Source organism: Allobosea sp. CRIB-10 (assembly GCF_900112185.1).
Lineage (GTDB): Bacteria > Pseudomonadota > Alphaproteobacteria > Rhizobiales > Beijerinckiaceae > Allobosea.
Genome location: NZ_FOKP01000031.1, coordinates 15,665 through 36,414, shown reverse-complemented (window position 1 = coordinate 36,414; position 20,750 = coordinate 15,665). Strand labels below are relative to the sequence as shown.

Below are 20,750 nucleotides of genomic sequence, written 5' to 3'. Positions count from 1 at the left end.
GATTTGCGGGTGCCGGGGAAACCGCACTTGCTCCGGCGCCGTCCGGTCGAACCTCGCTCCGCATACGCCCGGAACGCATTGCATCGGGGACAACAGAGGCAGGCATTGACAACGCTCCGTAGTTGAACGAAAACTCGGCTATTGAACCGGTTCAATATCGCATCATCATGAGCAACGCAACAGATCCAGCTTCGCCCGCGACCACGGCGCCCAACCGCGAAACAGCGGATCGAGCCCTCCTGCACGGCGGCTTGAGCAATGATGCTCTCGACGCGATGCTGCTCGCGACGGCCGAGACGATCCGACTGGATATCCCTGCCGAATGCCTTGCGGGCGTGCGCGACAATCTGCGCGCAATCCTTGCTGTAGCGGCGACGCTCGCCGAGCCGGAGGCACCCTGCTCGCAGGTGATGGAACTCGCACCGGTCTTTCGCGCATGACGGATTCCGCGCACGTCATCGCCACGGCCGTTCAGGCCGGTCGCAGAACGGCAGCCGACACCGTCGAGGCGGCGCTCTCGCAAATCGCGACCGGCGATTCGCGAATCAACGCCTTTACGCTCGTCACGGCCGAACGGGCGCGAAAGCGCGCGGAGGCGATCGACCGGACATTGGCTGCAGGCGGAGAGGCAGGTCCGCTCGCAGGAGTGCCCTTCGCGGTCAAGAACCTGTTCGACATCGCGGGCGCAGCCACGATCGCCGGCTCCCGCATATCGGCGGAGGATGCGCCGGCGCAGCGGGACGCCACGGCCATTCGCCGCCTGGAGGCGGCCGGCGCGATCCTCGTCGGCGCGCTCAACATGGACGAGTACGCCTCGGGCTTCACCACCGAGAACACGCATTACGGAGCGACGCGCAACCCGCATGACCCGACGAGGCTCGCGGGCGGTTCGTCCGGCGGCTCGGCAGCGGCGGTCGCGGCCGGTCTGGTCCCGCTGAGCCTGGGCAGCGACACCAACGGCTCGATTCGCGTGCCCTCCGCACTTTGCGGCGTCTTCGGTCTCAAGCCGACCTATGGTCGCCTGTCCCGGGCCGGGACGCAGATCTTCGCCGAGAGCTTCGACCATATCGGTCCGATCGCCGGATGTGCCACGGACCTAGCCCTGGCCTATGACGCCATGCAGGGGTTCGACGCGACGGACGCGGTCTGCGCACCAGTCGCGCCCGAGCCCGTCACCGCGCTTGCCGAAAACGGCATCGAGGGGCTGCGGATCGCGCTCGGAGATGGTTATTTCGCGAGCAGGGCGGATGAGCGCGCCCTTGCTGTCGCGGCGGATGTCGCCCGGACGTTGGGCGCGACCCGGCGTGCCGACCTGCCCGAAGCGGCCCAAGGCTGGGCCGCCTCTCTGGTGATCACCCTCGTCGAAGGATCGAGCGTGCATCTGCCGCGTCTGCGGACACGGGCTCACGATTTCGACCCGATGACGCGGGATCGATTTCTCGCCGGCGCATTGGTCCCGGCGGAGTTGTATCTCCGGGCCCAGCGTGCGCGCAGACATTATCGCGAAGCGGCACTCCGGGTGTTCGAGGCGATCGACGTGCTGGTCACGCCCGCGGTTCCGTTCGAGGCGCCCGTGATCGGGACGGACCGTATCTGCGTGGCGGGCGAAAGCATGGATCCACGCGGCGCGCTCGGCCTGTTCACGCAGCCGGTCAGCGTGATCGGTTTACCGGCGCTCGTCGTTCCGATCCGGACCGGCGACGCGTTGCCGCGGGCCGTCCAACTGGTCGCCGCCCCGTGGAACGAGGCGGCGCTGTTCCGCGTGGCGCGTGCGCTGGAGATAGAGGGCGTTGCCGGCGCCTGGATAAAAGAGAGCTGAGTTCATGACAGGATTGGCGGATATCGACGACGAAACCGTCATTGCGGAGGTCACCGCCGCGTTCGTCGGCTATGAGCGCGCGCTCATGGACTATGATCCAGTCGCTCTCGACGAGTTCTTCTGGCGCGACGAGCGAACCATTCGCTTTGGTGTGGCGGAAAACCTTTATGGCCACGCTGCGATCGCCGCCTATCGCCGAACGCGCAAATCGGTTCCCGGACGCGTGCTCGCAAATACGCGCATTACCGCAATCGGCCGCGATGCCGCCGTCGTCAATACGGAGTTCGCCTATCCGGGCGATCCGCGTGTCGGGCGTCAGAGCCAGATTTGGGCGCGTCGGCCGGAAGGATGGCGTGTCGTCGCCGCCCACGTGTCGTTTCGGGAGGAATTCGAGCGCTGAATGGTTGCGAGCCTCGCAAACGAACGCGGCCGCAGCACAACAATTGGGGAACCTGTCATGCCAATCGAAATTTCATCGCCGAGCCGGCGCGACCTCGTACGAGCCGCTGCCGGAATGGCAACTTTTGCGGTCGCGGGAGTCTCGAGCCAGGCCATCGGTCAATCGGCTCTGCCACGAAAGGGCGGCGCGCTGACGATCGGGGTCGTGTCCGATCCCGTCACGTTGGACCCGGCGTTCTTCTCGTCGTTCTTTGAGATCTACGCGCAGTATCTCATGCACGAGCCCTTGCTTTCGATTACGCCGGACCTGGTGATCGAGCCGGGGCTCGCCTCCTATGAGATGAAGGACGAACTGACCTACGTCTTCGCGCTGCGCCCGGGCCTGACCTTCCATGACGGCTCCCCCTTCGACGCGAAGGCCGCGAAGTGGAACTTCGAGAGGATGCTGGATCCGAAAACGGGCTCGCCGCGCCGGTCCGATCTCGGGCCCGTCGACGCCGTCGAGGTTATGGGCGAGCGCGGCTTCAGCGTTCGCTTTAAGCGGCCCTTTGCGCCTTTTCCGCATGCGCTGACCAATCGGGCCGGACTTTTCGCCTCGCCTGCGGCGGTCGAGCGCCTCGGTGCCGATTTCGCCACCCGGGCCGTCGGAGCAGGTCCGTTCAGGGTCGTCAGCTGGACCAAAAACGCCGAACTGGTTCTGGAGCGTTTCGACGGCTACTGGCGCGAGGGCATGCCCTATCTCGACCGGGTCACGCTACGGCCGATGCCGGACGAAACGGTGCGTCTGGCGAATCTGCGCAGCGGCACCGTCAACCTCGTCGACAGCGTGCCGCCCCAAAACTTCAGAACGCTGCAACGCGAGCGCGGATTGAAGACCGCGGAAAAAGGCGGCGTCGGCTTCAACGCGTTCTCGCTCAACCTTACCCGGGCGCCCTTCGACGACAAGCGCGTGCGCCAGGCATTGATGTGCGCGCTCGATATGGAGGCGGTGCAGCGCGCCGCCTATTTCAACACGGGGCAGCCGGCCTACGGCGCCATATCGCCTCCGCTGCGTTCGACCTTCGACCCGAACTTCAAGCCTTACACGCGCGATCCTTCACGCGCCAAGGCGCTGCTCGCCGAGACCGGCAAGCCAGCGCCCAGCTTCGAGATAACGGTGATCAACTCGCCGGTCGTCATCCGCATCGCCGAGATCATTCAGGCACAGGCCGCCGAAGCCGGCTTCAAGGTTGCGATCAGACAGATCGACGGCACCAGCCTGATCTCCGTCCTGCGCGGCAAGGAGTTCGACCTGTGCTACTCGCCCTGGGCCGGGCGCTCCGATCCCGACGGCAACATGTTCAACTGGTTCACGATCGACGGCCCCAATAATTTCATGGGCTACAGGAACGAAAAGGTGGATCAGGCCCTGAAGGAGGCTCGCAGCGCGGCGGTGCCCGGCGCGCGCCCGGCGCTCTATCGCGAGGCGGAGCGGTTGATCGCGGACGATGCGCCGATGCTGTTCGTCCATTTCGACGCCGCGCTCCAGTGCGGCACCGACGAGCTTCACTGGACGCAGCATCCCGACGGCTCGTTCCGGCTGTTCGACGCCTGGCTGACGGCCTAGCGGCACTTTACCGAATGGAACTGAGCCGGAGAATTTGACACGCCCGACGATACCGGCAGCGATCTTGCTGCCGGTATCGATCAACGGCTCCTTTGCCGTGCCGAACTCGACCGCAGAGCTTCGAAGCCATGTCTCGGGCCTTACCAAGGGCGAGATCGCGTCGAGAACCACGCCCCGCTTCTCCGAGATTATCCTGCTTCAACCCGGCGAGGCGTCGCGCGGGTCGAGCTTGTCCCTCAGGCCATCGCCCAGGACGTTGAAGCCGAGCACGACCAGGAAGATCGCGAGGCCGGGGAAACAGGCAAGCCAGGGCGCAAGGTCGAGAAAGCCGATGGCATTGCGTAGCATATTGCCCCAGGTCGGCGTCGGCGGCTGCACGCCGAGCCCGAGGAAGGACAGGTAGGATTCCGTGATGATCGCGGAGGCGAAAAGCAGCGAGCCTTGCACGATCACCGGCGTCAGGATGTTCGGCAGGATGGTGCGAAACAGGAGACGCGGTGTCGTCGCGCCGATGGCACGCCCGGCTTCGACAAAGTCGAGGCGCGCGACGATCAGTGTTTGCGCCCGGGCGATCCGGGCGAAGACCGGCAGGTTGACGATCGCGATGGCGAGCACCGCGTTGGTCAGGCTTGGGCCCAGCACGGCCGTGATCGCCAGCGCCAGCAGAATGCTCGGGAAGGCGAAGATCACATCCATCACGCGCATGATCAGCGCGTCGATCCATCGACCGAAGAACCCGGCAACGAGTCCCAGGATCGTACCGAAGACGAAGGCAGCGGCAACGCTGAGCACGCCAACGAGGATCGATGCCTGGGCACCGTAGACGACACGCGAGAAGGTGTCGCGGCCGAGATCATCGGTACCGAAGACATGGTCGAGCGACGGCGCGGCGAGCGTCGCGACGAAATCGGGACGGTTGGGATCATGCGTCGCGATGAGCGGCGCGGCGAGAGCCATCAGTACGGCGAGCCCGACGAACAGGAGACCTGTGGCCGAGCGCCGGTCGGCGGCGAGCTTCGTCAGCATGGCGCCCAGCCTCGGCGTCGGCACGGGAATCGGGATCTCGCTCAACTCACCCTCACGCGTGGGTCGACCAGCGTATAGATCAGGTCGGTGATGAAATTGATCAGCACGAACAGAGTGGCTGTCAGTAGGACCGCACCTTGCACGACCGGGTAGTCGCGAGCGAATATGGCATCGACCGCGATCTTGCCGATGCCGGGCCAGGAGAACACGGTCTCGGTGATGACAACGCCGCCGAGCAGTTGCCCGATCTGGATGCCGATCAAGGTGATGATCGGAATCTGCGCATTGGGCAGGGCATGGCGCATGACGACCATGCGCCCGGCCAGGCCCTTGGCCCTGGCGGTGCGGACGTAGTCGCTGCGTAGAACCTCCAGCATCGTCGCACGGGTCATGCGCATGGTCGCGGCGGCGAGCGCGGCGCCCAGCGTCAGCGCAGGCAAGACGAGATGGCGCAGGAACTCGGAAGGCGAGGTCAACGGCGAGACATAGCCGGATGAGGGAAAGACCGGAAACCAGATCGAGAAGGCGAGGATCAGCAGAATGCCGAGCCAGAAGCTCGGCATTGAAAGACCACACAATGCCAGGAAGGACGCGGAATAGTCGGCGGCGCTATTGCGCCGGGTCGCGGCGACGATCCCCGCCGGTACGGCGATCGCCAGGGAGATCACGAGGGCGGCGACGGAGAGAAGCGCCGTCGGTCCGAGCGCGCCGATCAGCAGCGGGAAGACTTCGCGCCCTCCCTGGATCGAGCGTCCGAAATCGCCGGATAGCACGTTGCCGAGCCAGGTGAAATACTGGGCCGCCAGCGGTTGGTCGAGCGAGAGTTTTTCTCTGAACGCCGTGATCGCCGCCTCGTCGGCCTCCAGTCCGAGCAAGGCGAGCGCCGGGTCGCCCGGCACGAGCCGGATCAGGAGGAAGGAGACGAGCGACGTCCCGAACAGGACTGGCATCAAGCTCAGGAGGCGCGTCGATATAACCAACATGGCGTAAATCAAGACCTTGAACCGGTTCAATTCAGGTGTTATCCCTTAGTCATGACGCATCTGTCAATGCTCGGCCCGGCCAGGCTCTTCACTGTCCGCAGCGTTGAAGGCACTGTGTCCGTGGGTGAACGGAGCCATTTCCTGTGACTGCCAATGCCCCCGGAACGGCGCCCCGAAACGCGACGATCGACGATGTCGCGCAAGCTGCGGGCGTTTCGAAGGGCACCGTCTCCAACGTCATAAATGGGCGCATCCCGGTTGCCCCGGAAACTCGCCGCCGGGTCGAGCAGGCGATCACCGACCTCGCCTTCCGGCCGGCGGAATCGGGCCGGGCCTTGACCGCACGCAAGCGCATGGCCGAGCCGAAGCTCGACGCGAGCGTGCCGAGGCTGACGACGATCGGTTATGTCAGCGTCGATTATTTCGCCCGTCTGGACCGGCTGCCCGAGCGGGACGAGCGCCTGCTGTCGCGGGAGATCGTCAAGTCGATAGGTGGGCCGGCCGCCAATGTCGCCGCCGTCGGTGCGGGGCTTGGAGCGCCGCTGCCGGTGGCCGCCTCGCTCATTACCGTGATCGGGGTCGATCAGGAGAGCGACTGGGCGGCGGCAGAACTCGCAGCCCGGCGCGTCGATCTGATCATGCCGCGCGAGCGGCGCAGCGGACGGCTCAGCCGCGCGATCGTGATGGTCGAGGCCGATGGCAGACGCACCATCATCAACGAGCCGTCGAGCCTCGCGGCTGTCGATGTCCGGGACTTTATCGAGACCACCGACTCTGCCGGCCTGCGCTGGTGCCTGCATTTCGAGGGGTATCAGGTGCCGCGCCAGATCGGGCTCCTGCCGATAGCGCGCGCCAAGGGGTTCTGCACCAGCATGCAGGCGACGGGCCTTCCACCGAACTGGCTGGCCGAAAATGCGGCACAGGTCTTTGCCGGCTTCGACATCGTCGTGCTGCACCGCGAATCGCTGGCGATGATCCCCGGCTGCCCGACGGACCCGACAGAAGGGTTGCGCCATCTCGCGAAGCTCGGCAGGGGCAGTGGGGTCTGGCCGGAGGTCATCGCGGTGACACTCGGGGCGGAAGGGGCGGCGGTGCTGACGCGCGAAGGGCTGATCGAACGCGTGCCTGCGCCGATGGTCCCGGTCGTCGATACGACGGGTGCGGGCGATGCCTTCGTCGGGACGTTTCTCGCAGCCTGGCTGAACGGACGGCCGGCACGCGAGGCGGCGAGCCTCGCCTGTATGGCCGGAAGCCTCGCGATCACACAGGTCGGCGCCCAGGTGGTCCGCCCGTCCGTCGCGGAGCTGATGAGCCGCTTCGAAGGCGTCGAGTATCGCAATGTCATCAGCGCCCAGACGGAGTAAGCACCGTGTCGCAGTCGATCTACCGCAGCAAAGGCAATGTCGTCAGGAGCCTGTTCGGGCGGACGAAGGCCGTTATCGGTGTGATCCATTCGCTGCCGCTGCCCGGTTCGCCACACTATGAAGGCGATCCGATGGATCGCATCTACGCCTATGCCGAGGCGGAGGCCCGACGCTATCGCGACGGCGGCGTCGATGGGCTGATCGTCGAGAACCATGGCGATATCCCTTTCGCCAAACCCGATGAACTTGGTCCCGAGACGGCCTCGGCGATGGCGGTGATGAGCCACCGTGTCGCGGAGGCGAGCAAGCTTCCGATCGGCATCAACGTGCTTGCCAATGGCGCGGTCCAGGCGCTTGCCGTTGCCAAGGCAGCCGGAGCCGCTTTCGTCCGCGTCAACCAGTGGGCCAATGCCTATGTCGCCAACGAGGGCTTCATGGAAGGCAAGGCGGGACAGGCAAGCCGCTATCGCGCCTGGTTGCGGGCAAAGGATATCGCGATCTTCTCGGACGTGCATGTGAAGCACGGCGCGCACGCCATCACAGCCGATCGGACGCTGACCGAGCTGACGCGCGACAGCGAATTCTTCGACGCCGACGCGGTGATCGTCACGGGTCAGCGCACCGGCGACAGCGCCAGGCTCGACCAGCTCGAGACGGTCCAGAACGCGACGAAGCTGCCGGTCCTGGTCGGCAGTGGCGTCACCGCGGAGAATGTGGCGTCGATCTTCGACTTCGCCGATGCGGTCATCGTCGCGAGTTCGCTCAAGCACGATGGCGGCTGGTGGAACGAGGTCGATCCCGCACGCATCGCGCATTTCATGGACGTGGTGCGCCAGGCGCGGGCATGAAGCGCGTCCTTGTAATCGGCAACGCGACCGTCGACATCGTCCTTTCGGTCCGCCATTTGCCAATGCCGGGCGAGACCATGCTTGCCGACGCGGTTCTGCGCTGCGCCGGAGGCAAAGGCCTCAACCAGGCCGTCGCGGCGTCACGCGTCGGCGTTCCGACCGTCCTCGTCGCGCCGATCGGGGACGATGCCGATGGTCGTTACCTCCGGGACGGCGTGAGGACCGAAGCGCTGGAAACGGCTTGGCTGGCCTCTCCTCACCAGACCGATACATCCATGATCACGATCGCAGGAGACGGCGAGAACGCGATTGTCAGTACCGCAGCCTGCGCCCGATGGCTTGCCCCCGAGACAGCCGCCGACGCGGCTTCCCGTCTGAAGCCCGGCGACATTCTTGTCGTGCAGGGTAATCTCGGCGAAGCGGCGACCCTGGCAGCACTTCGAGCAGCGCGCGCGACAGGCGCCACCACCATGCTCAACACCGCTCCACTCGCATGGGATCAACGTCACGCCGTGGCGGAAGCCGACATCGTCGTCGCGAATGCGGGCGAGGCCGAAAGCCTGACCGGCCTGGCGGACGACGGCGCCGCTCGCCGCCTTGTCGACTTCGGCGCACGCACCGTGATCGTCACGCGCGGAGGCGATGATGCCATACTCGCCAATGCCGCACATTCCGAGCGCCTGCCGATTCAGGGCACTGACGTTGTCGATACCGCCGGCGCGGGTGACGTCACCGTCGGCACCCTGGCGGGTGGACTCGCATTGGGGCTCGGCATCCGGGAGGCGCTCAAGGTTGCCTTGGCGGCGGCGTCGCTTTCCGTCTCTCGACCCGGAACGACACCGTCTTTCCCGACCGCCGATGAATTGTCGCGCATCGTTGCATCGAGGAGAGCTGTGTTTCGCGAATCCTGACCAAGCGGCAAAGAGGGGCGTGACCGTAATCGCACGCGCGGCATTTGACGCTTAGAGCAATTACGGCGAAATCAGGCTCCCCGGAATTGCTATATCTCTTTGTCTTGTCGCGTTTTCTTTACAATAACAGATAATCACTTCGCTCGAAAATGCTTTAGAGGTATATGGTGCATGCCTAGATCCTTGCGTTGCTTGTTGTCGGATCGCCGCTTCCCTCACTCGATCGTCCCGGCAGCTCGATGCCTATGGCGGCCTGCTCCTCCGGGCCGGCGTTCTAGAAGCCGTAGGCGGCGACGACATCGCTGAAGTGGGCGAGGCGCGCCGGAGTCATCGCGGCGTCCGCGGGTGGCACGCTGACCTCTGTGAAGAATTGCGCCATGCGCCGGGTCGAGACAAGGACCAGCGCCACTTCCTCCTCGGCGTTGTTGCGCAGTGCGTGCGGCACGTTCGGCGGGACGTCGATGATCTCGCCAGGCCCATAGTCCGCCCAGGCACCGTCCAGCCAGGCGCTGAACATCCCATCTATGATCACCATCGTCTCACGCTCGGCGTGGCTGTGCAGCGGAACGACGATGCCCGGCGGGGCAATGCTGCGAATAACCGCGAAGTCCGCGCCGCCGGCTTGGCTGGCGAGCTCAAGCAAGGGACCGGAAATCGTCTGCATCGCGTGACATTGCGCGTCAAAGATTTTCGTAGTGATCATTTCTGCCTCTCTGGATGATCCGCTTTCGCCGACTAACCGTCCGGCCTCGACCCCACGGCCCACCCAATCGCCGGCGCAGAAGCGGCCGCTCGCGTTTCAACCGGTTGGTTCCCGCCAATCGCCTAGTCCACTCCACCAAAGGGGAGCCGGCCGGCAGGGAATCAGATCAATGACGGCCTAAGACGGCAGCAATTCCGTCTTTTCAGTCGGATCGCTGGCCTGGGCTGGTCGCGCGAGATCGATGTCACGACTCGAAGAGCTCGATAACTTCCCCATTAGGCCCCATCACATGCGCCGCGCGGACCACGAAGGACCGTTGGAAGGGGGGGCTCGCCTTGAGCTTGATCGTCGCTGGCCCGTCCCAGACCCCGCCCGCCCCATCGCGGATCGGGTAAGGCTTGGCGCCGTTGGCAAGCGCCCGCGCATAGGTCTCATCGAGGTTTGAGACGCGTAGACCGATATGGTTGAAGCTGGACGCGAGTTCGCTCGGGCGGACGGCCTTCTTCGGCGCCGGGATCAGCTCGAGGATCTGCCCGTCGCCGATGTCGAGCTGGGCGCCCTGCAACGGGTTGCGGAAGAAGACCTGCTGTCCACGCATCCCATCGACGCCGTCCCAGCGGAAGAGAAGGCGAAAGCCGAAGGCCTGCTCGTAGAACGAGATGGTCTCGTCCAGGTCGAACGCTCGCACGTTGATGTGGTGCAGGCCTGAGCCATGCAGGAGATGGATCGGCTTCTCGTTGTCGGGCGCCACTACCACTTCGTTCGCCAGCACTTGTTTATCTAGTCTCACGCTTACCCTCCCAAGCAACGGCGCTTGCAGTCACGAATTGCATGGCGCCTTCTCTTGAGATATTTCGCGCGCCTCCGCTGATCGGTTACATTCTGATCGCAGGTCCCTTGCGATCCATCCGAACCCTCCGGCATCGTCACTCGCCGTCTGACAGACATCAGGATGCGGGATCGGCCGGCCGTCTCGTTACCAATGGCCCGCCACTATGCTCACGGCACGCTTGCCGCCAGCAGGCCTGCTCCCCAGGGCGGGATTTGGGATGCCGGAGCGATCGACTGGACGGCGTCGGGCGGCTTGCCAGACATCGTCGCGTTCCAACGTTTTTCTCCGTTCCGAGCGCCCCCCGAGGCGAGCGATTGAAGGATGCGTTTGTTCCAAGCCACCAACCGGCGCCCGCAAGATCGGCCCCGCCTCTCACACCCTCGTGTTTTGCATTTTAGAACAGTCGAACTAAAACGCGAGACAGGATGACGGGCCGGTGGCTCGCGGGAAAGGTTTGGGATCATGAAGCTGGAGGAGCAACTGGCGGCGGTCAGGGCGGATTTCGCGCGGAACACGCCGGCGGATCGGGCCGCAGTGTATGAAGCGAAGCTCGACGAAATCCGCGCTTCCTTCGTCTCGGAAAGGGCGGTCGGCGTCGGTCACAAGGCTCCGGGTTTCGATCTTCCCGGAATCGACGGTCGCCGGCTCATGCTCGACGATATCCTGCGCCAGGGCTCGGTCGTACTGACTTTCTATCGTGGCGGCTGGTGTCCCTACTGCAACATCCAGTTGCGCGCCTACCAGGCGATCCTTCCCCAGATCACCGCACTCGGGGGCAGGCTGGTCGCCGTTTCCCCGCAACTGCCGGATGGCTCGCTCAGCACCGCGGAGAAGAATTCGTTGACCTTCGACGTGCTCAGCGATGTCGGCAACGAGGTCGCACGTCGCTACGGTCTGGTCTTCACGTTGCCAGCAGAACTGCGCGACGCGATGCGCGCGAGCAACAAGGCCTTGCCGGCGATCAACGGCGACGACAGTTGGGAACTTCCAGTTCTGGCAACCTTCGTCGTCGTCCGGGACGGCCGGGTCGCGTTTGCATCGCTCGATATCGACCATAGGGCGCGTCCCGAGCCCGAGGCTGTCCTCGAGGGCCTGCGGGCCGCTCAGCTCTAGATTCACGATGGGATCGCGGTGATTTCGACGGCGCCGAGGAGATCGATGTTGCCGCCCGGCAGGTGGCGCCGTGTCACCGGCATCGCCTGGGCGGCGCTCGCCGTCCTGATCCTGTCCGGCTGGTTCGTGGTCACACGTTTCGGCATGACGCGGGAACTCCGCATCTGGGACGTCGCGGCGCTGCGCTTCGGGATCGGTGCTTTGCTGCTTGCTCCGATCCTGGTTCGCAGCCGAGCCAGACTGTCGCCAGCCGTTTGGGGCACGGGGTTCGTGTTCGCCATTCTCTGGGGATTGCCGTTCGTGCTGCTTGTCGCGTTCGGTCTCAGTCTCACATCCGCTGCGCTGGCTGGAGCGATCACACCGGCGCTGATGCCGCTGTTCGCCGGAGACTTTGCCTGGATATTCCTCGGCGAGGTGCAAGGCTGGCGTCGCTGCAGTGGATATGCAGCCATCCTGGCCGGATTGTCCGTACTCATGCTTGCGGGCGCGGCGACGGCCGGCTTGCCGAGCGTGGCAGGCGTCGCCGCCCTCGTGGTCGCGGCGGCGATGTGGGCCACTTATACGCTTCTGTTCGGCCGAAGCGGGTTGACCCCGATCGAAGCGGCGGCGCTGATCTGCTTCTGGTCCGCGGTGTTGTTCCTGCCGGTGTATTGGCTTGCAGGGCTTGGCCGTCTCGAACAGGCGGCCATCAGCGAGTTGGCGCTGCAAGCCGTCTACCAAGGCGTGCTGATGAGTGGCGTCGCGATCTTCACTTTCAATAGCTCTGTCGCGATGCTCGGGCCCGCCGCCGCCACCGCGATCATAGCGCTCTTGCCTGCGGTCGCCTCGCTCCTCGGAGTCCCTATCCTTGGCGAGCAGCCCTCGTTGGCGGAACTTGCCGCGACCGCGATCATCGTCGGCGGTGTTCTGCTTGTAGCCCGTCCGCAGAAACCGCTCGAATCGACGCATGAAGGGAGAGAGGTGCCATGATCCGCTTTTATTTCCATCCTACGCCCAATCCAGCGAAGGTAGCGCTCTTCCTAGAAGAAGCCGAACTGCCTTACGAAACGATTCCCGTCGATACGAGCAAGGGCGAACAGCACGCGGCCGCCTTCCGAGCTATCAACCCAAACGGCAAGGTGCCGGCCATCGTCGACACGCAGGGACCAGGCGGCAAGGAAGTGCGAGTCTTCGATTCCACGGCAATCCTGCTTTATCTTGCTGAGAAAACTGGGAAATTCCTCGGAGCGCCGGAGGAGAGGGCGGAACTGCTCTCCTGGCTGCTGTTCATCGCGTCCGGCCTCGGCCCGTTTTCCGGGCAGGCGGTCCACTTCCAATTCGCGGCGCCCGAAGGGCTCGACTATGCGGTGAATCGCTACCGCCGCGAGGCGGAGCGCCATTACCAAGTGCTGAACGACCATCTCGCGGGACGCAGCCACATCGTCGGAGAGACTTATACGATCGCCGACATGTCGGTCTGGGGGTGGCTCGATCGCGCCTCGCGCGTTCGCAAGGGCGCGGAAGATCCACTCGCCCCATTTCCACATCTCAAGCGGCTGTTCGAGACCGTCGACGCCCGGCCCGCCGTCGCGGCCGCCCGTGCAGTCGGCAAGGATTACGACTTCAAGAAGACCAACGACGAGGAGACGAAGCGCGCCTTGTTTCCGTCGAACTACCCGTCAGTGGCGTGAAGCCGGAGCTGGAGGCCATGAGCATGACAGAAAAGACCGATTACCTGCCGCCGAAAGTCTGGTCCTGGGACAAGGAGAGCGGCGGAACTTTCGCCAACATCAACCGTCCGATCGCCGGCCCAACCCATGACAAGGATCTGCCCGTGGGCAGGCATCCCCTGCAGCTCTACTCGCTCGGGACGCCCAATGGTATCAAAGTCACGGTGATGCTCGAGGAACTGCTGGCAGCCGGATACGAGGGCGCCGAATACGACGCTTGGCTGATTCGGATCAACAATGGCGATCAGTTCGGCACCGGCTTCGTCGAGATCAATCCGAACTCGAAGATCCCGGCATTGCTGGATCGCAGCGGTTCTACACCGATCCGGATATTCGAATCGGGTGCCATCTTGGTACATCTCGCCGAGAAGTTCGGCGCCTTTCTGCCGCGGGAACAGCCGGCGCGGGCCGAGACATTGTCCTGGCTGTTTTGGCAGATGGGATCGGCTCCATTCCTGGGCGGTGGTTTCGGCCACTTCTATGCTTATGCGCCAGCAAAGCTCGAATACCCGATCAACCGCTATGCGATGGAGGTCAAGCGCCAGCTCGACGTGCTGGACAGGAGGCTCGCCGGCAGCGAGTTTGTCGCGGGCTCCGAATACACCATCGCCGACATGGCGATCTGGCCCTGGTATGGCGGACTGGTGAAGGGCTGGCAGTACGGTGCGGCCGAGTTCCTCGCCGTGCACGAGTACACGAACGTCAGGCGATGGGCCGAGCAGCTATTCGCCAGGCCGGCCGTGAAACGCGGACGCATGGTCAATCGCGTTGTCGGGGATCCATCCGAGCAGCTTCACGAGCGCCACGACGCCGATGACTTTGCGACGAAGACCAGGGACAAGCTCGCCGCAACACAGTCGTGATGCCCAACGGTAGGTCGGCGCTCGCGCAGGCGGGCGGGGGCATCGGCCCGCGTCAAGACAGCACGATAAGAGCCTGGACAGCGTCGTACCTCGAAGGACCGTGGGATTGCTCCAAGGTCATCGCATGACGACGATGGCGCGAGCTTCAGCGCGTCACTGTCGAAAAGACGCTGGCCGCCTCGCAGTCCGCCGTGTGCCGACGCGCGGACGCAGCCACGAACGCCGACACCGTAACCCGCCGCCGCCGTCCTGCGGACTGGAGGATATGCCATCGACCACAGCGGATCCGCTCGGGTTCGGCTTCCGCGAAGCTATCAATTTATTATCGCGACGGAATTCTCCCAAAAATGTATGGTCGAAGGCGATTGCCAGCCAGGCCGGCGTGTCGTCTGGGTCCGCCAAGCGGACCCAGACGACAGCGCGATCAAAAGCCGAAGAGCTCGCGGGGCGTCTTGTCGTGTATCTTCGCCCAGTTGTCGCTGGCCTTTTGCGAGTTCCTTGCAGGGTCCTTCAAATAGCTATCGAGGGCCGCCTTGTACGAGAACAGGGCAAGCCTGCCGTCTACAACCTGAAAGATGCTCGGGTCACCATCGAGCTTCCTCCCACCTGCCGCGCCCTGCAGGCAAAAGCCACCGTGAACTGGCGCATACTTCGACGGCATGGCTTTGAAGAGCTTCAGATTTGCCTCCGACGAAAATCGATAGATGGCCCCCTCGTATTCTGCTGAGAACCGGTCAAAACCCAGAATTGGCTTCCCGACGGTTTGATAAGCCACCGGATCATGGCTCTGTAGCGCGACTCATGCCGAAGTGACATTGATCGGAGCCCGCGATGTGATGTCGTAAGCCTGCGCCACACTGACGTCGACCATTACCGCGGCCGCAGAAACGGCTGCAGTAAGCATGGCTAGACCGAAGAGGCGAGGAACAGAAGCGAGCTTCAACGACATGTAATTTCTCCGAAGGTGAGGTTTCCTTGGCTATACCAAGGGTGGATGCCCAGCTTGACATCAAGGATCGATAGTTCGTCGTATCTCATGCAACGGTTACGGCAGGGCCGAGCTATTTTGGTTTGCTCTTCGTTCGATCCCAGCGGCCAGATCCGAACATGGATCGGCTCGACATGGGCCATGCGATAATCCTGTCGTCAGGAATCCTCCGTCGAGGACTTCGGTCAGAGCTCGCTTCGAGCTTGGTCCGCCCCTCGAGAACGAGAACGCCCGATGCGAAGCGGAAGGCGGTGGCTCATGCCTGCTGGAGTTGCCCCGCTTCCGTGGACTGTTCACGGCTTGGGCGGCTCATTTCAGCTCAAGATGTTTCCTTTCGTATTCGATGGGTGAGAGGTATCCCAGCGCCGAATGGCGGCGTGACGGGTTGTAGAAGCCTTCGATGAAGCTGAAGACGGCCATCCGTGCCTCGCTGTGCGAGCGGAAGCGGTTCCGGTCGAGCAACTCACATTCCAGCGTCGCGAAGAAGCTCTCGCACATGGCATTGTCGTAGGCGTCGCCAACGGAGCCGGTTGAGGGCCTGACGCGGGCGTCCTTGCAGCGACTGCCGAAAGCCAGCGAGGTATATTGGGCGGATTCAACCGGTCGTCGCAACACGATCATCATACTGCTGAGCGAGGAACTGATCGAGCACCTCGATCGGTGTTTTCCATCCGTGCGTTCTGCGTGGCCGGGTGTTCATCGCGTGCGCGACGGCGGCCAGCTCGCCGGTTGAGTGCAAGCTGAGATCGGTCCCTTTCGGGAAGTACTGGCGCAGGAGGCCGTTGGTGTTTTCGTTCGAGCCGCGCTGCCACGGGCTTTGCGGATCGCAAAAGTAGATTTCCAACCCACTCTCGATGCGGAGCCGAGCGTGCTGAGCCATCTCGGCTCCCTGGTCCCAGGTGAGCGATTGACGAAGCGTCTTGGGTAGTTCGCTCATGGATTGGACAATGGCCGTGCGAACGGCTTCAGCACCGTGGCCCGCACGTGGCGGGCCGTTTTTGACCCCCTGTCCACGCTGATACCCCTCTTGGCGCGGCAGGTGCAGCAACATCGTGAAGCGCGAGCTGCGTTCGACGAGAGTGCCGATCGCCGAGCTGTGCAGGCCCAGGATGAGATCACCTTCCCAGTGTCCCGGGATCGCCCGGTCTTCGACCTCTGGCGGCCGTTCGCTGATCATGACGGCATCGCCCACGAAGGACTTTCCACGGCCGCGGGTCCGCTCACGCGGAACCCGCAAAGCTCGGCCTGAGCGTAAGCAAGCCGTCAGCTCTCGGCGCAACGCCCCGCGACCTTGAATGTACAAGGACTGGTAGATCGCCTCGTGACTGATGCGCATGGTGGAATCCTCCGGGTAATCGATCCGAAGTCGATGGGCGATCTGCTCGGGGCTCCACGCGGTTGACCAGCGCCGGCTCTGCCGAAGCACGGCACGACGCTTCTTCCATATCACCTTGGGACCCGCGAAGCCGGCGCCATCGACGCTCGTGACCTGACCGGAGAGACGCTGCTCGACATAGGCGCGTAGAGCGGGGTTGCTCGCCAGCTTGCCCGGGCGAGGTCGTCGCGCCGCGCGGTCGGCATGCCATTGCGCCGCGATGGCGCGATAGTCGAGGTTGCCACCGTGCGTGGCGGCGTTGCGGCGCACTTCGCGTGAGATCGTGCTAGGCGAGCGCGCAAGCTTCCGTGCAATCGCACGGATCGCCGTGCCCTTGACAAGCTCGATCGCGATCTCCTCGCGCTCACCGAAGGACAAATATCTTCCGGTGGGCACAGGCGCCGAAGGCGCAAAGTGGGTTGGCGGCATCCCTCCCGAACTCCGAAACCAGCGCGGCCCCAGCGGCGTCGAAATGCCGGCGTCGACGGCCGCCTGCTCGCTCGTACGTCCGCGCGCGATAGCCTGCCAGAAACGGCAATAATGCTCACGCTGCCAGGCAGGTGGTCGTCCTGGCGAACGCAACTTCCCCCGTGTGCATCGTTCCGAAGCTCGTCGACCAGCCATCGTCACAACCTCCAATCTCTGGGTGTTGCGACGACCGGTTGAATCCGCCCTCACCGTGGCGGAGGATATAAAAAAACGGAGCTTGCGGTCACTGTCGCTGCCCAAGGGCACTTTGCCATGAGCGCCGTCGCCGCCACGCTGGGCGTGGCCCGTTCGCATCTCGCCGTGCGGGTGGCGCAGCGGACGGCCGGGCGCTCGCCACAGCGCAGAGGCCGTCCGCCCCTGCCGGAAGTGGCGCTGCTCGCCGAGATCGAGGCGGTCATCGACGACATGCCGACCTACGGCTATGCTCGCATCTGGGCCCGGTTGCGCCGCAAGGCCCTGGCCGAGGGCCGTTCGCCCGCCAATCGCAAACGGGTCTATCGTGTGATGAAGGTTCATGGCCTTCTGCTCGACCGTCATGCTGGCGGGGTCGAGCGCCGTCACGACGGCCGCATCAGCGTCGATCAGTCCAACCTGCGCTGGTGCTCCGATGGCTTTGAGATCGGCTGCGACAACGGCGAGAAAGTCCGCGTCGCCTTCGCGCTCGATTGCTGCGACCGGGAAGCCATGGGCCATGTCGCCACCACCGAAGGCATAAAGGGGGACGATGTCTGCGACCTGATGGTCGCTGTCGTCGAGCACCGCTTCGGCAGGGTCAACCGCCTGCCGCAGACCATCGAATGGCTGACCGATAACGGCTCCTGCTTCATCGCGGGACCGACCCGCCGCTTTGCCCGCGAGATCGGCCTGGAGCCGCTCACCACCCCGATCCAGAGCCCGCAGAGCAACGGCATGGCCGAAGCCTTCGTGCGTACCTTCAAGCGCGACTACGTCTCGGTGAACCCCGTCCCCGATGCCAGAACCGTCATGCTCGCCCTGCCGGAATGGTTCGACCACTACAACGAGCTTCACCCCCATCGGGCGCTCGGATATCGTTCACCCCGCGAGTTCATCGCGGCTCATGCAGTACCGTGAGACTTGTCCGGGCTTTTGGGGGCTACAACAGGTTTCGAGCTTTAAAAAAGCCGAGGGAACGTCAGGCCATATCTCCCGCAGCAGCGAGTGCAGTTGCCTGGCTCGCCGTGTTTTCGATCTGCGCATTGATTTGTGCGAGGAGCTCAAGGCCTTTGGGCGTCACCTTGATCCTATGGCGGCGCAGCTTTTTATCGTACGCCTTGACGAGAAGTTCATGGCCGGGAACGCGCCGCGTTCCTTCGGCGAGCACGCTGATATGCCGCATCATACGATCGTACGGAATCCCCGACCGCTCGGCTAGCGCTTTGGCTGGCGGCTCGTCCGCGCTGTGAAGCGCGACATCCAGAAACGTCGTCAGCGTCGCGATCGAGACGTCGGGCATGACGTCCCGTGCTGCGCCGATGGCGTTGCGAAAGCGCTGCGTCGGCTCGGGGTCGGGTAGCGGGAAAAAGAAAAAAAACAAATCGGGCTCTCCGAGGTTAACGACATAGGAGCGCACGGAAAGCGTCCGTTGGCGGACTCTTGCAAAAAAGCGAATCTAGCTCAATAATTTTTCCGGTTTTGTAAGGAGTATCGTTATGAGTGAAGCTGACCTGAACGACTGGAAGGCGGCCTATCGGGCTGGCCGCCCCGACACCGCCGACACCGGCCTGATGACGAACGGCATCGCCGTCCTCATCTCCGACAGCGAATTCCCCGAGCGGGGGCAGCTGCCTGATGACAGCGACATCCCCTGGGAATACATCCGCTCGCTGCGCGACGATCTGAGGCGGATCCGTCGTGGCTGGCAACCTAGCGAGGTCGACCTGGCCGATGCGCCAGAGCTGACCGATTTCGCGCAGATCATCGGCGAGGACGAGCATCTTCCGGTGCTGGTCGGCTTCGTCGATGGCGAGTTCTTACGCACGGAGCATGTGGCTGCCATCGATACGGGGCGCCGGCGCTGGGCGCGGACGCTGACCCACTGGCTGCGTCTTGCTGGCGCCAGTGCGCTGCGGGACGGCGACGAGATCCCGCCCGCGATCCTGCATTATCTTGAGAAAAGGCGTTGAGCATGGCTGACGAGGTCAAGGACGGCCCCAGCGTGAATGTGCCCGACGCATCTGCCGGCATCGCCGCGCCGATGAGGCCGCCGGTTCCGATCCGTCGGCCGATCGTGCCTGCTGCGGTGCCGCAGCAGATCGAGACCCAGGTGCGGCATGGTGCTGATTTTGATTCCGGCAGCTTCGATCCCGCACAGCTCGACGATTCTGCCCTGGCGGCCGAGATCACGATGTTGGCCGAGGGCTACAATGTCGCTCCGACGATGCCGTTGCTCAGCCTCTTGGTCAGTGCCTCGACCGCGTTGGGCTCTCAGGTTCAGGTGCGGATCGGCGCGGTCTGGCACGAGCCTCCGATCCTGTGGGGGATGATCGTCGCCCCACCGGGATCGCGGAAGAGCGCCATGGTCGCTCTACCCAAAAGTCTGCTCGGGGCGGTCGCCGCCGCCGAGCAGGAGGAATGGCGCCTCCGCCACGAGATCGCGGCGCGCGAGCGGCGACAGCTCGAGCTCGAATGGGCAGTGCACGACGCCGAGCGCCGCAAGGCCATCCGCGATCACCTCGACGATCCGGCGCCGCCGGCACGCAGGCCGGATGCCGTCGTGGTGCCGATCCGTCCCGGGATCGTCGTCGAGGACTCCAGCATCGAGGAGATGACGGAGCGGGCAGCGGGCTCGCCGCGTGGAATTCTGGCGCTCTCGGATGAGGCGAGCGCGATGTTGGCGCGCGGCCGGTCCACGCGAGCGCTGATGCTGCAGGCGACGAGCGCCGGATCGCTGCGGGTCGGGCGGATCAGCCGTGAGAGCCGGCAGCTCGGGGTGTTCGCGATCAGCGTGCTGTCGGCGACGCAGCCCGACCGTGTCGGTGCCTTTCTCGGCGGCGAGGACGATGGTCTCGCCGGCCGCTTCCTCTGGGTCTGGGTCGGGGAGGCGCTACCGCCCCGGATCGCCATGTCGCAGCTCGCGCTCGACGGGATGCTGGACATGATGGCCCGTCTGCGCGAAATGGGGCGCGTCAACTCTATGACCGCCATACCGGTGAGTGCGGATGGCATCCAGCTCCTCCAGCAGGCGATGCAGCGCTGGCATGGTGAAGCCAACCGGCACGGCGGGCTGGTGCGCAGTTGGTTTGAGAAAGCCCCCGGCCATGCCGGGCGGCTTGCGCTCGTGCTCGAGGCCATGCTGGCGGCCCGCAGTTCAGGCGAATTGCCCGATGGCATCTCGGCTTCCCGGATCGGGGTCGCGATCGCCCTGATCGATCGGGTTTTCGCACCGGCGATGATGACGGTCGCTGGCCATGTCGGTCAGGGCCGGCGGGAGCGCATGAGCCAGGCGCTCGTTGATCACCTCGTCAGCAACGAGCTCGACGCCTTCCGCCTACGCGATCTGCGGCGGGAACACGCCGGCCGGTTCGGGGATGCCCGCCTGCTACAGGAAGCGATCAGAGAACTCGAAGCCGATGGAACACTCGTGCGCGCCGATCGGCAGCCGGGCGCCCGTGGGCGCAGGCCGGGTGACTACGTTGTCGACCGGTCGCTCCTGGGCACGGCTCAGCGTGGCTGATCGGCCTACCGTTACCTCCGGAGTAACA

At 64.4% G+C, this 20,750-nt stretch carries 20 protein-coding genes and 3 pseudogenes; 14 read left to right on the top strand and 9 right to left on the bottom strand.

What is annotated here, in order from left to right; all coding sequences use genetic code 11:
• Positions 1–122 precede the first annotated feature (122 nt).
• Genes BMZ69_RS27165 through BMZ69_RS27150 form a run of 4 tightly spaced genes read left to right on the top strand, consistent with a single transcriptional unit; the run spans position 123 to position 3,824 of the window.
• A complete protein-coding gene (locus tag BMZ69_RS27165; protein WP_139219236.1) occupies positions 123–440 on the top strand; it encodes an AtzG-like protein in 318 nt (105 codons plus the stop codon).
• A complete protein-coding gene (locus tag BMZ69_RS27160) occupies positions 437–1,819 on the top strand; it encodes an AtzE family amidohydrolase (protein WP_092162824.1) in 1,383 nt (460 codons plus the stop codon). The genes BMZ69_RS27165 and BMZ69_RS27160 overlap by 4 nt, the downstream gene beginning before the upstream one ends.
• A 4-nt stretch (positions 1,820–1,823) precedes the next feature.
• Complete coding sequence (gene hpxZ, locus BMZ69_RS27155) at positions 1,824–2,219, top strand: oxalurate catabolism protein HpxZ (RefSeq protein WP_092162823.1); 396 nt, start codon at positions 1,824–1,826, stop codon at positions 2,217–2,219.
• Entirely contained in the window at positions 2,220–3,824 is a 1,605-nt protein-coding gene (locus BMZ69_RS27150; protein ID WP_092162822.1) for an ABC transporter substrate-binding protein, read from the top strand.
• Positions 3,825–4,022: 198 nt separating this feature from the next.
• Here the strand turns inward: BMZ69_RS27150 and BMZ69_RS27145 are convergent, their stop codons facing one another.
• Together BMZ69_RS27145 and BMZ69_RS27140 are read right to left on the bottom strand one after the other, a co-directional pair.
• Positions 4,023–4,895, bottom strand: coding sequence for an ABC transporter permease (locus BMZ69_RS27145; RefSeq protein ID WP_244543564.1), 873 nt, complete (start codon positions 4,893–4,895; stop codon positions 4,023–4,025).
• The gene (locus tag BMZ69_RS27140; RefSeq protein ID WP_092162906.1) at positions 4,892–5,833 is read right to left on the bottom strand and encodes an ABC transporter permease; all 942 of its coding nucleotides are present in this window, start codon (positions 5,831–5,833) and stop codon (positions 4,892–4,894) included. Before BMZ69_RS27140 ends, BMZ69_RS27145 begins: the two co-directional genes overlap by 4 nt.
• A 143-nt stretch (positions 5,834–5,976) precedes the next feature.
• Here BMZ69_RS27140 and BMZ69_RS27135 point away from each other — a divergent pair, with 143 nt between their 5' ends.
• Genes BMZ69_RS27135 through BMZ69_RS27125 form a run of 3 tightly spaced genes read left to right on the top strand, consistent with a single transcriptional unit; the run spans position 5,977 to position 8,956 of the window.
• Positions 5,977–7,197 carry a carbohydrate kinase family protein gene (locus tag BMZ69_RS27135; protein WP_092162821.1) on the top strand — a complete coding sequence of 407 codons (1,221 nt, stop codon included), beginning with the start codon at positions 5,977–5,979 and terminating at the stop codon, positions 7,195–7,197.
• A 5-nt stretch (positions 7,198–7,202) separates the two neighbouring features.
• Positions 7,203–8,045 carry a BtpA/SgcQ family protein gene (locus BMZ69_RS27130; RefSeq protein ID WP_092162820.1) on the top strand — a complete coding sequence of 281 codons (843 nt, stop codon included), beginning with the start codon at positions 7,203–7,205 and terminating at the stop codon, positions 8,043–8,045.
• Complete coding sequence (locus tag BMZ69_RS27125; RefSeq protein ID WP_092162813.1) at positions 8,042–8,956, top strand: PfkB family carbohydrate kinase; 915 nt, start codon at positions 8,042–8,044, stop codon at positions 8,954–8,956. The genes BMZ69_RS27130 and BMZ69_RS27125 overlap by 4 nt, the downstream gene beginning before the upstream one ends.
• A gap of 274 nt (positions 8,957–9,230) precedes the next feature.
• Here the strand turns inward: BMZ69_RS27125 and BMZ69_RS27120 are convergent, their stop codons facing one another.
• Both BMZ69_RS27120 and BMZ69_RS27115 read right to left on the bottom strand, forming a co-directional pair.
• Entirely contained in the window at positions 9,231–9,659 is a 429-nt protein-coding gene (locus BMZ69_RS27120; protein ID WP_092162811.1) for a cupin domain-containing protein, read from the bottom strand.
• Positions 9,660–9,903: 244 nt separating this feature from the next.
• Positions 9,904–10,449: a VOC family protein gene (locus BMZ69_RS27115; protein WP_175506998.1), complete on the bottom strand. Its 546-nt coding sequence runs from the start codon at positions 10,447–10,449 to the stop codon at positions 9,904–9,906.
• Positions 10,450–10,953: 504 nt separating this feature from the next.
• On the opposite strand from BMZ69_RS27115, the gene BMZ69_RS27110 reads away from it, so the two are divergent.
• The 4 genes from BMZ69_RS27110 to yghU are packed head-to-tail and all read left to right on the top strand — an operon-like array spanning position 10,954 to position 14,176.
• Positions 10,954–11,604, top strand: coding sequence for a peroxiredoxin-like family protein (locus BMZ69_RS27110; RefSeq protein WP_092162809.1), 651 nt, complete (start codon positions 10,954–10,956; stop codon positions 11,602–11,604).
• A 45-nt stretch (positions 11,605–11,649) separates the two neighbouring features.
• Positions 11,650–12,573 carry a DMT family transporter gene (locus tag BMZ69_RS27105; protein ID WP_092162808.1) on the top strand — a complete coding sequence of 308 codons (924 nt, stop codon included), beginning with the start codon at positions 11,650–11,652 and terminating at the stop codon, positions 12,571–12,573.
• Positions 12,570–13,274 carry a glutathione S-transferase family protein gene (locus tag BMZ69_RS27100; RefSeq protein WP_092162807.1) on the top strand — a complete coding sequence of 235 codons (705 nt, stop codon included), beginning with the start codon at positions 12,570–12,572 and terminating at the stop codon, positions 13,272–13,274. The genes BMZ69_RS27105 and BMZ69_RS27100 overlap by 4 nt, the downstream gene beginning before the upstream one ends.
• A gap of 23 nt (positions 13,275–13,297) precedes the next feature.
• Entirely contained in the window at positions 13,298–14,176 is an 879-nt protein-coding gene (yghU, locus tag BMZ69_RS27095) for a glutathione-dependent disulfide-bond oxidoreductase (protein ID WP_092162905.1), read from the top strand.
• A 424-nt stretch (positions 14,177–14,600) separates the two neighbouring features.
• On the opposite strand, the pseudogene BMZ69_RS27090 reads toward yghU, so the two are convergent.
• The 4 genes and pseudogenes from BMZ69_RS27090 to BMZ69_RS27080 all read right to left on the bottom strand — a co-directional run.
• Positions 14,601–14,963: pseudogene (locus tag BMZ69_RS27090) on the bottom strand (YHS domain-containing (seleno)protein); the annotation flags it as partial.
• A gap of 12 nt (positions 14,964–14,975) precedes the next feature.
• The gene (locus tag BMZ69_RS31770) at positions 14,976–15,125 is read right to left on the bottom strand and encodes a hypothetical protein (protein ID WP_175506997.1); all 150 of its coding nucleotides are present in this window, start codon (positions 15,123–15,125) and stop codon (positions 14,976–14,978) included.
• Between the two features lie 348 nt (positions 15,126–15,473).
• Positions 15,474–15,752 (bottom strand): annotated as a pseudogene (locus BMZ69_RS27085) (integrase core domain-containing protein); the annotation flags it as partial.
• A 7-nt stretch (positions 15,753–15,759) separates the two neighbouring features.
• Complete coding sequence (locus tag BMZ69_RS27080; protein ID WP_139219234.1) at positions 15,760–17,163, bottom strand: IS30 family transposase; 1,404 nt, start codon at positions 17,161–17,163, stop codon at positions 15,760–15,762.
• A gap of 69 nt (positions 17,164–17,232) precedes the next feature.
• Here BMZ69_RS27080 and BMZ69_RS27075 point away from each other — a divergent pair.
• Positions 17,233–18,120 (top strand): annotated as a pseudogene (locus BMZ69_RS27075) (IS3 family transposase); the annotation flags it as partial.
• Positions 18,121–18,181: 61 nt separating this feature from the next.
• Here the strand turns inward: BMZ69_RS27075 and BMZ69_RS27070 are convergent.
• Entirely contained in the window at positions 18,182–18,619 is a 438-nt protein-coding gene (locus BMZ69_RS27070) for a hypothetical protein (protein ID WP_139219232.1), read from the bottom strand.
• Between the two features lie 79 nt (positions 18,620–18,698).
• Here BMZ69_RS27070 and BMZ69_RS27065 point away from each other — a divergent pair, with 79 nt between their 5' ends.
• Positions 18,699–19,172, top strand: coding sequence for a hypothetical protein (locus BMZ69_RS27065; protein ID WP_092162801.1), 474 nt, complete (start codon positions 18,699–18,701; stop codon positions 19,170–19,172).
• Positions 19,173–19,174: 2 nt separating this feature from the next.
• On the top strand, positions 19,175–20,722 hold the full coding sequence (locus BMZ69_RS27060) for a DUF3987 domain-containing protein (RefSeq protein ID WP_092162799.1): 1,548 nt from the start codon (positions 19,175–19,177) through the stop codon (positions 20,720–20,722).
• Positions 20,723–20,750 lie beyond the last annotated feature (28 nt).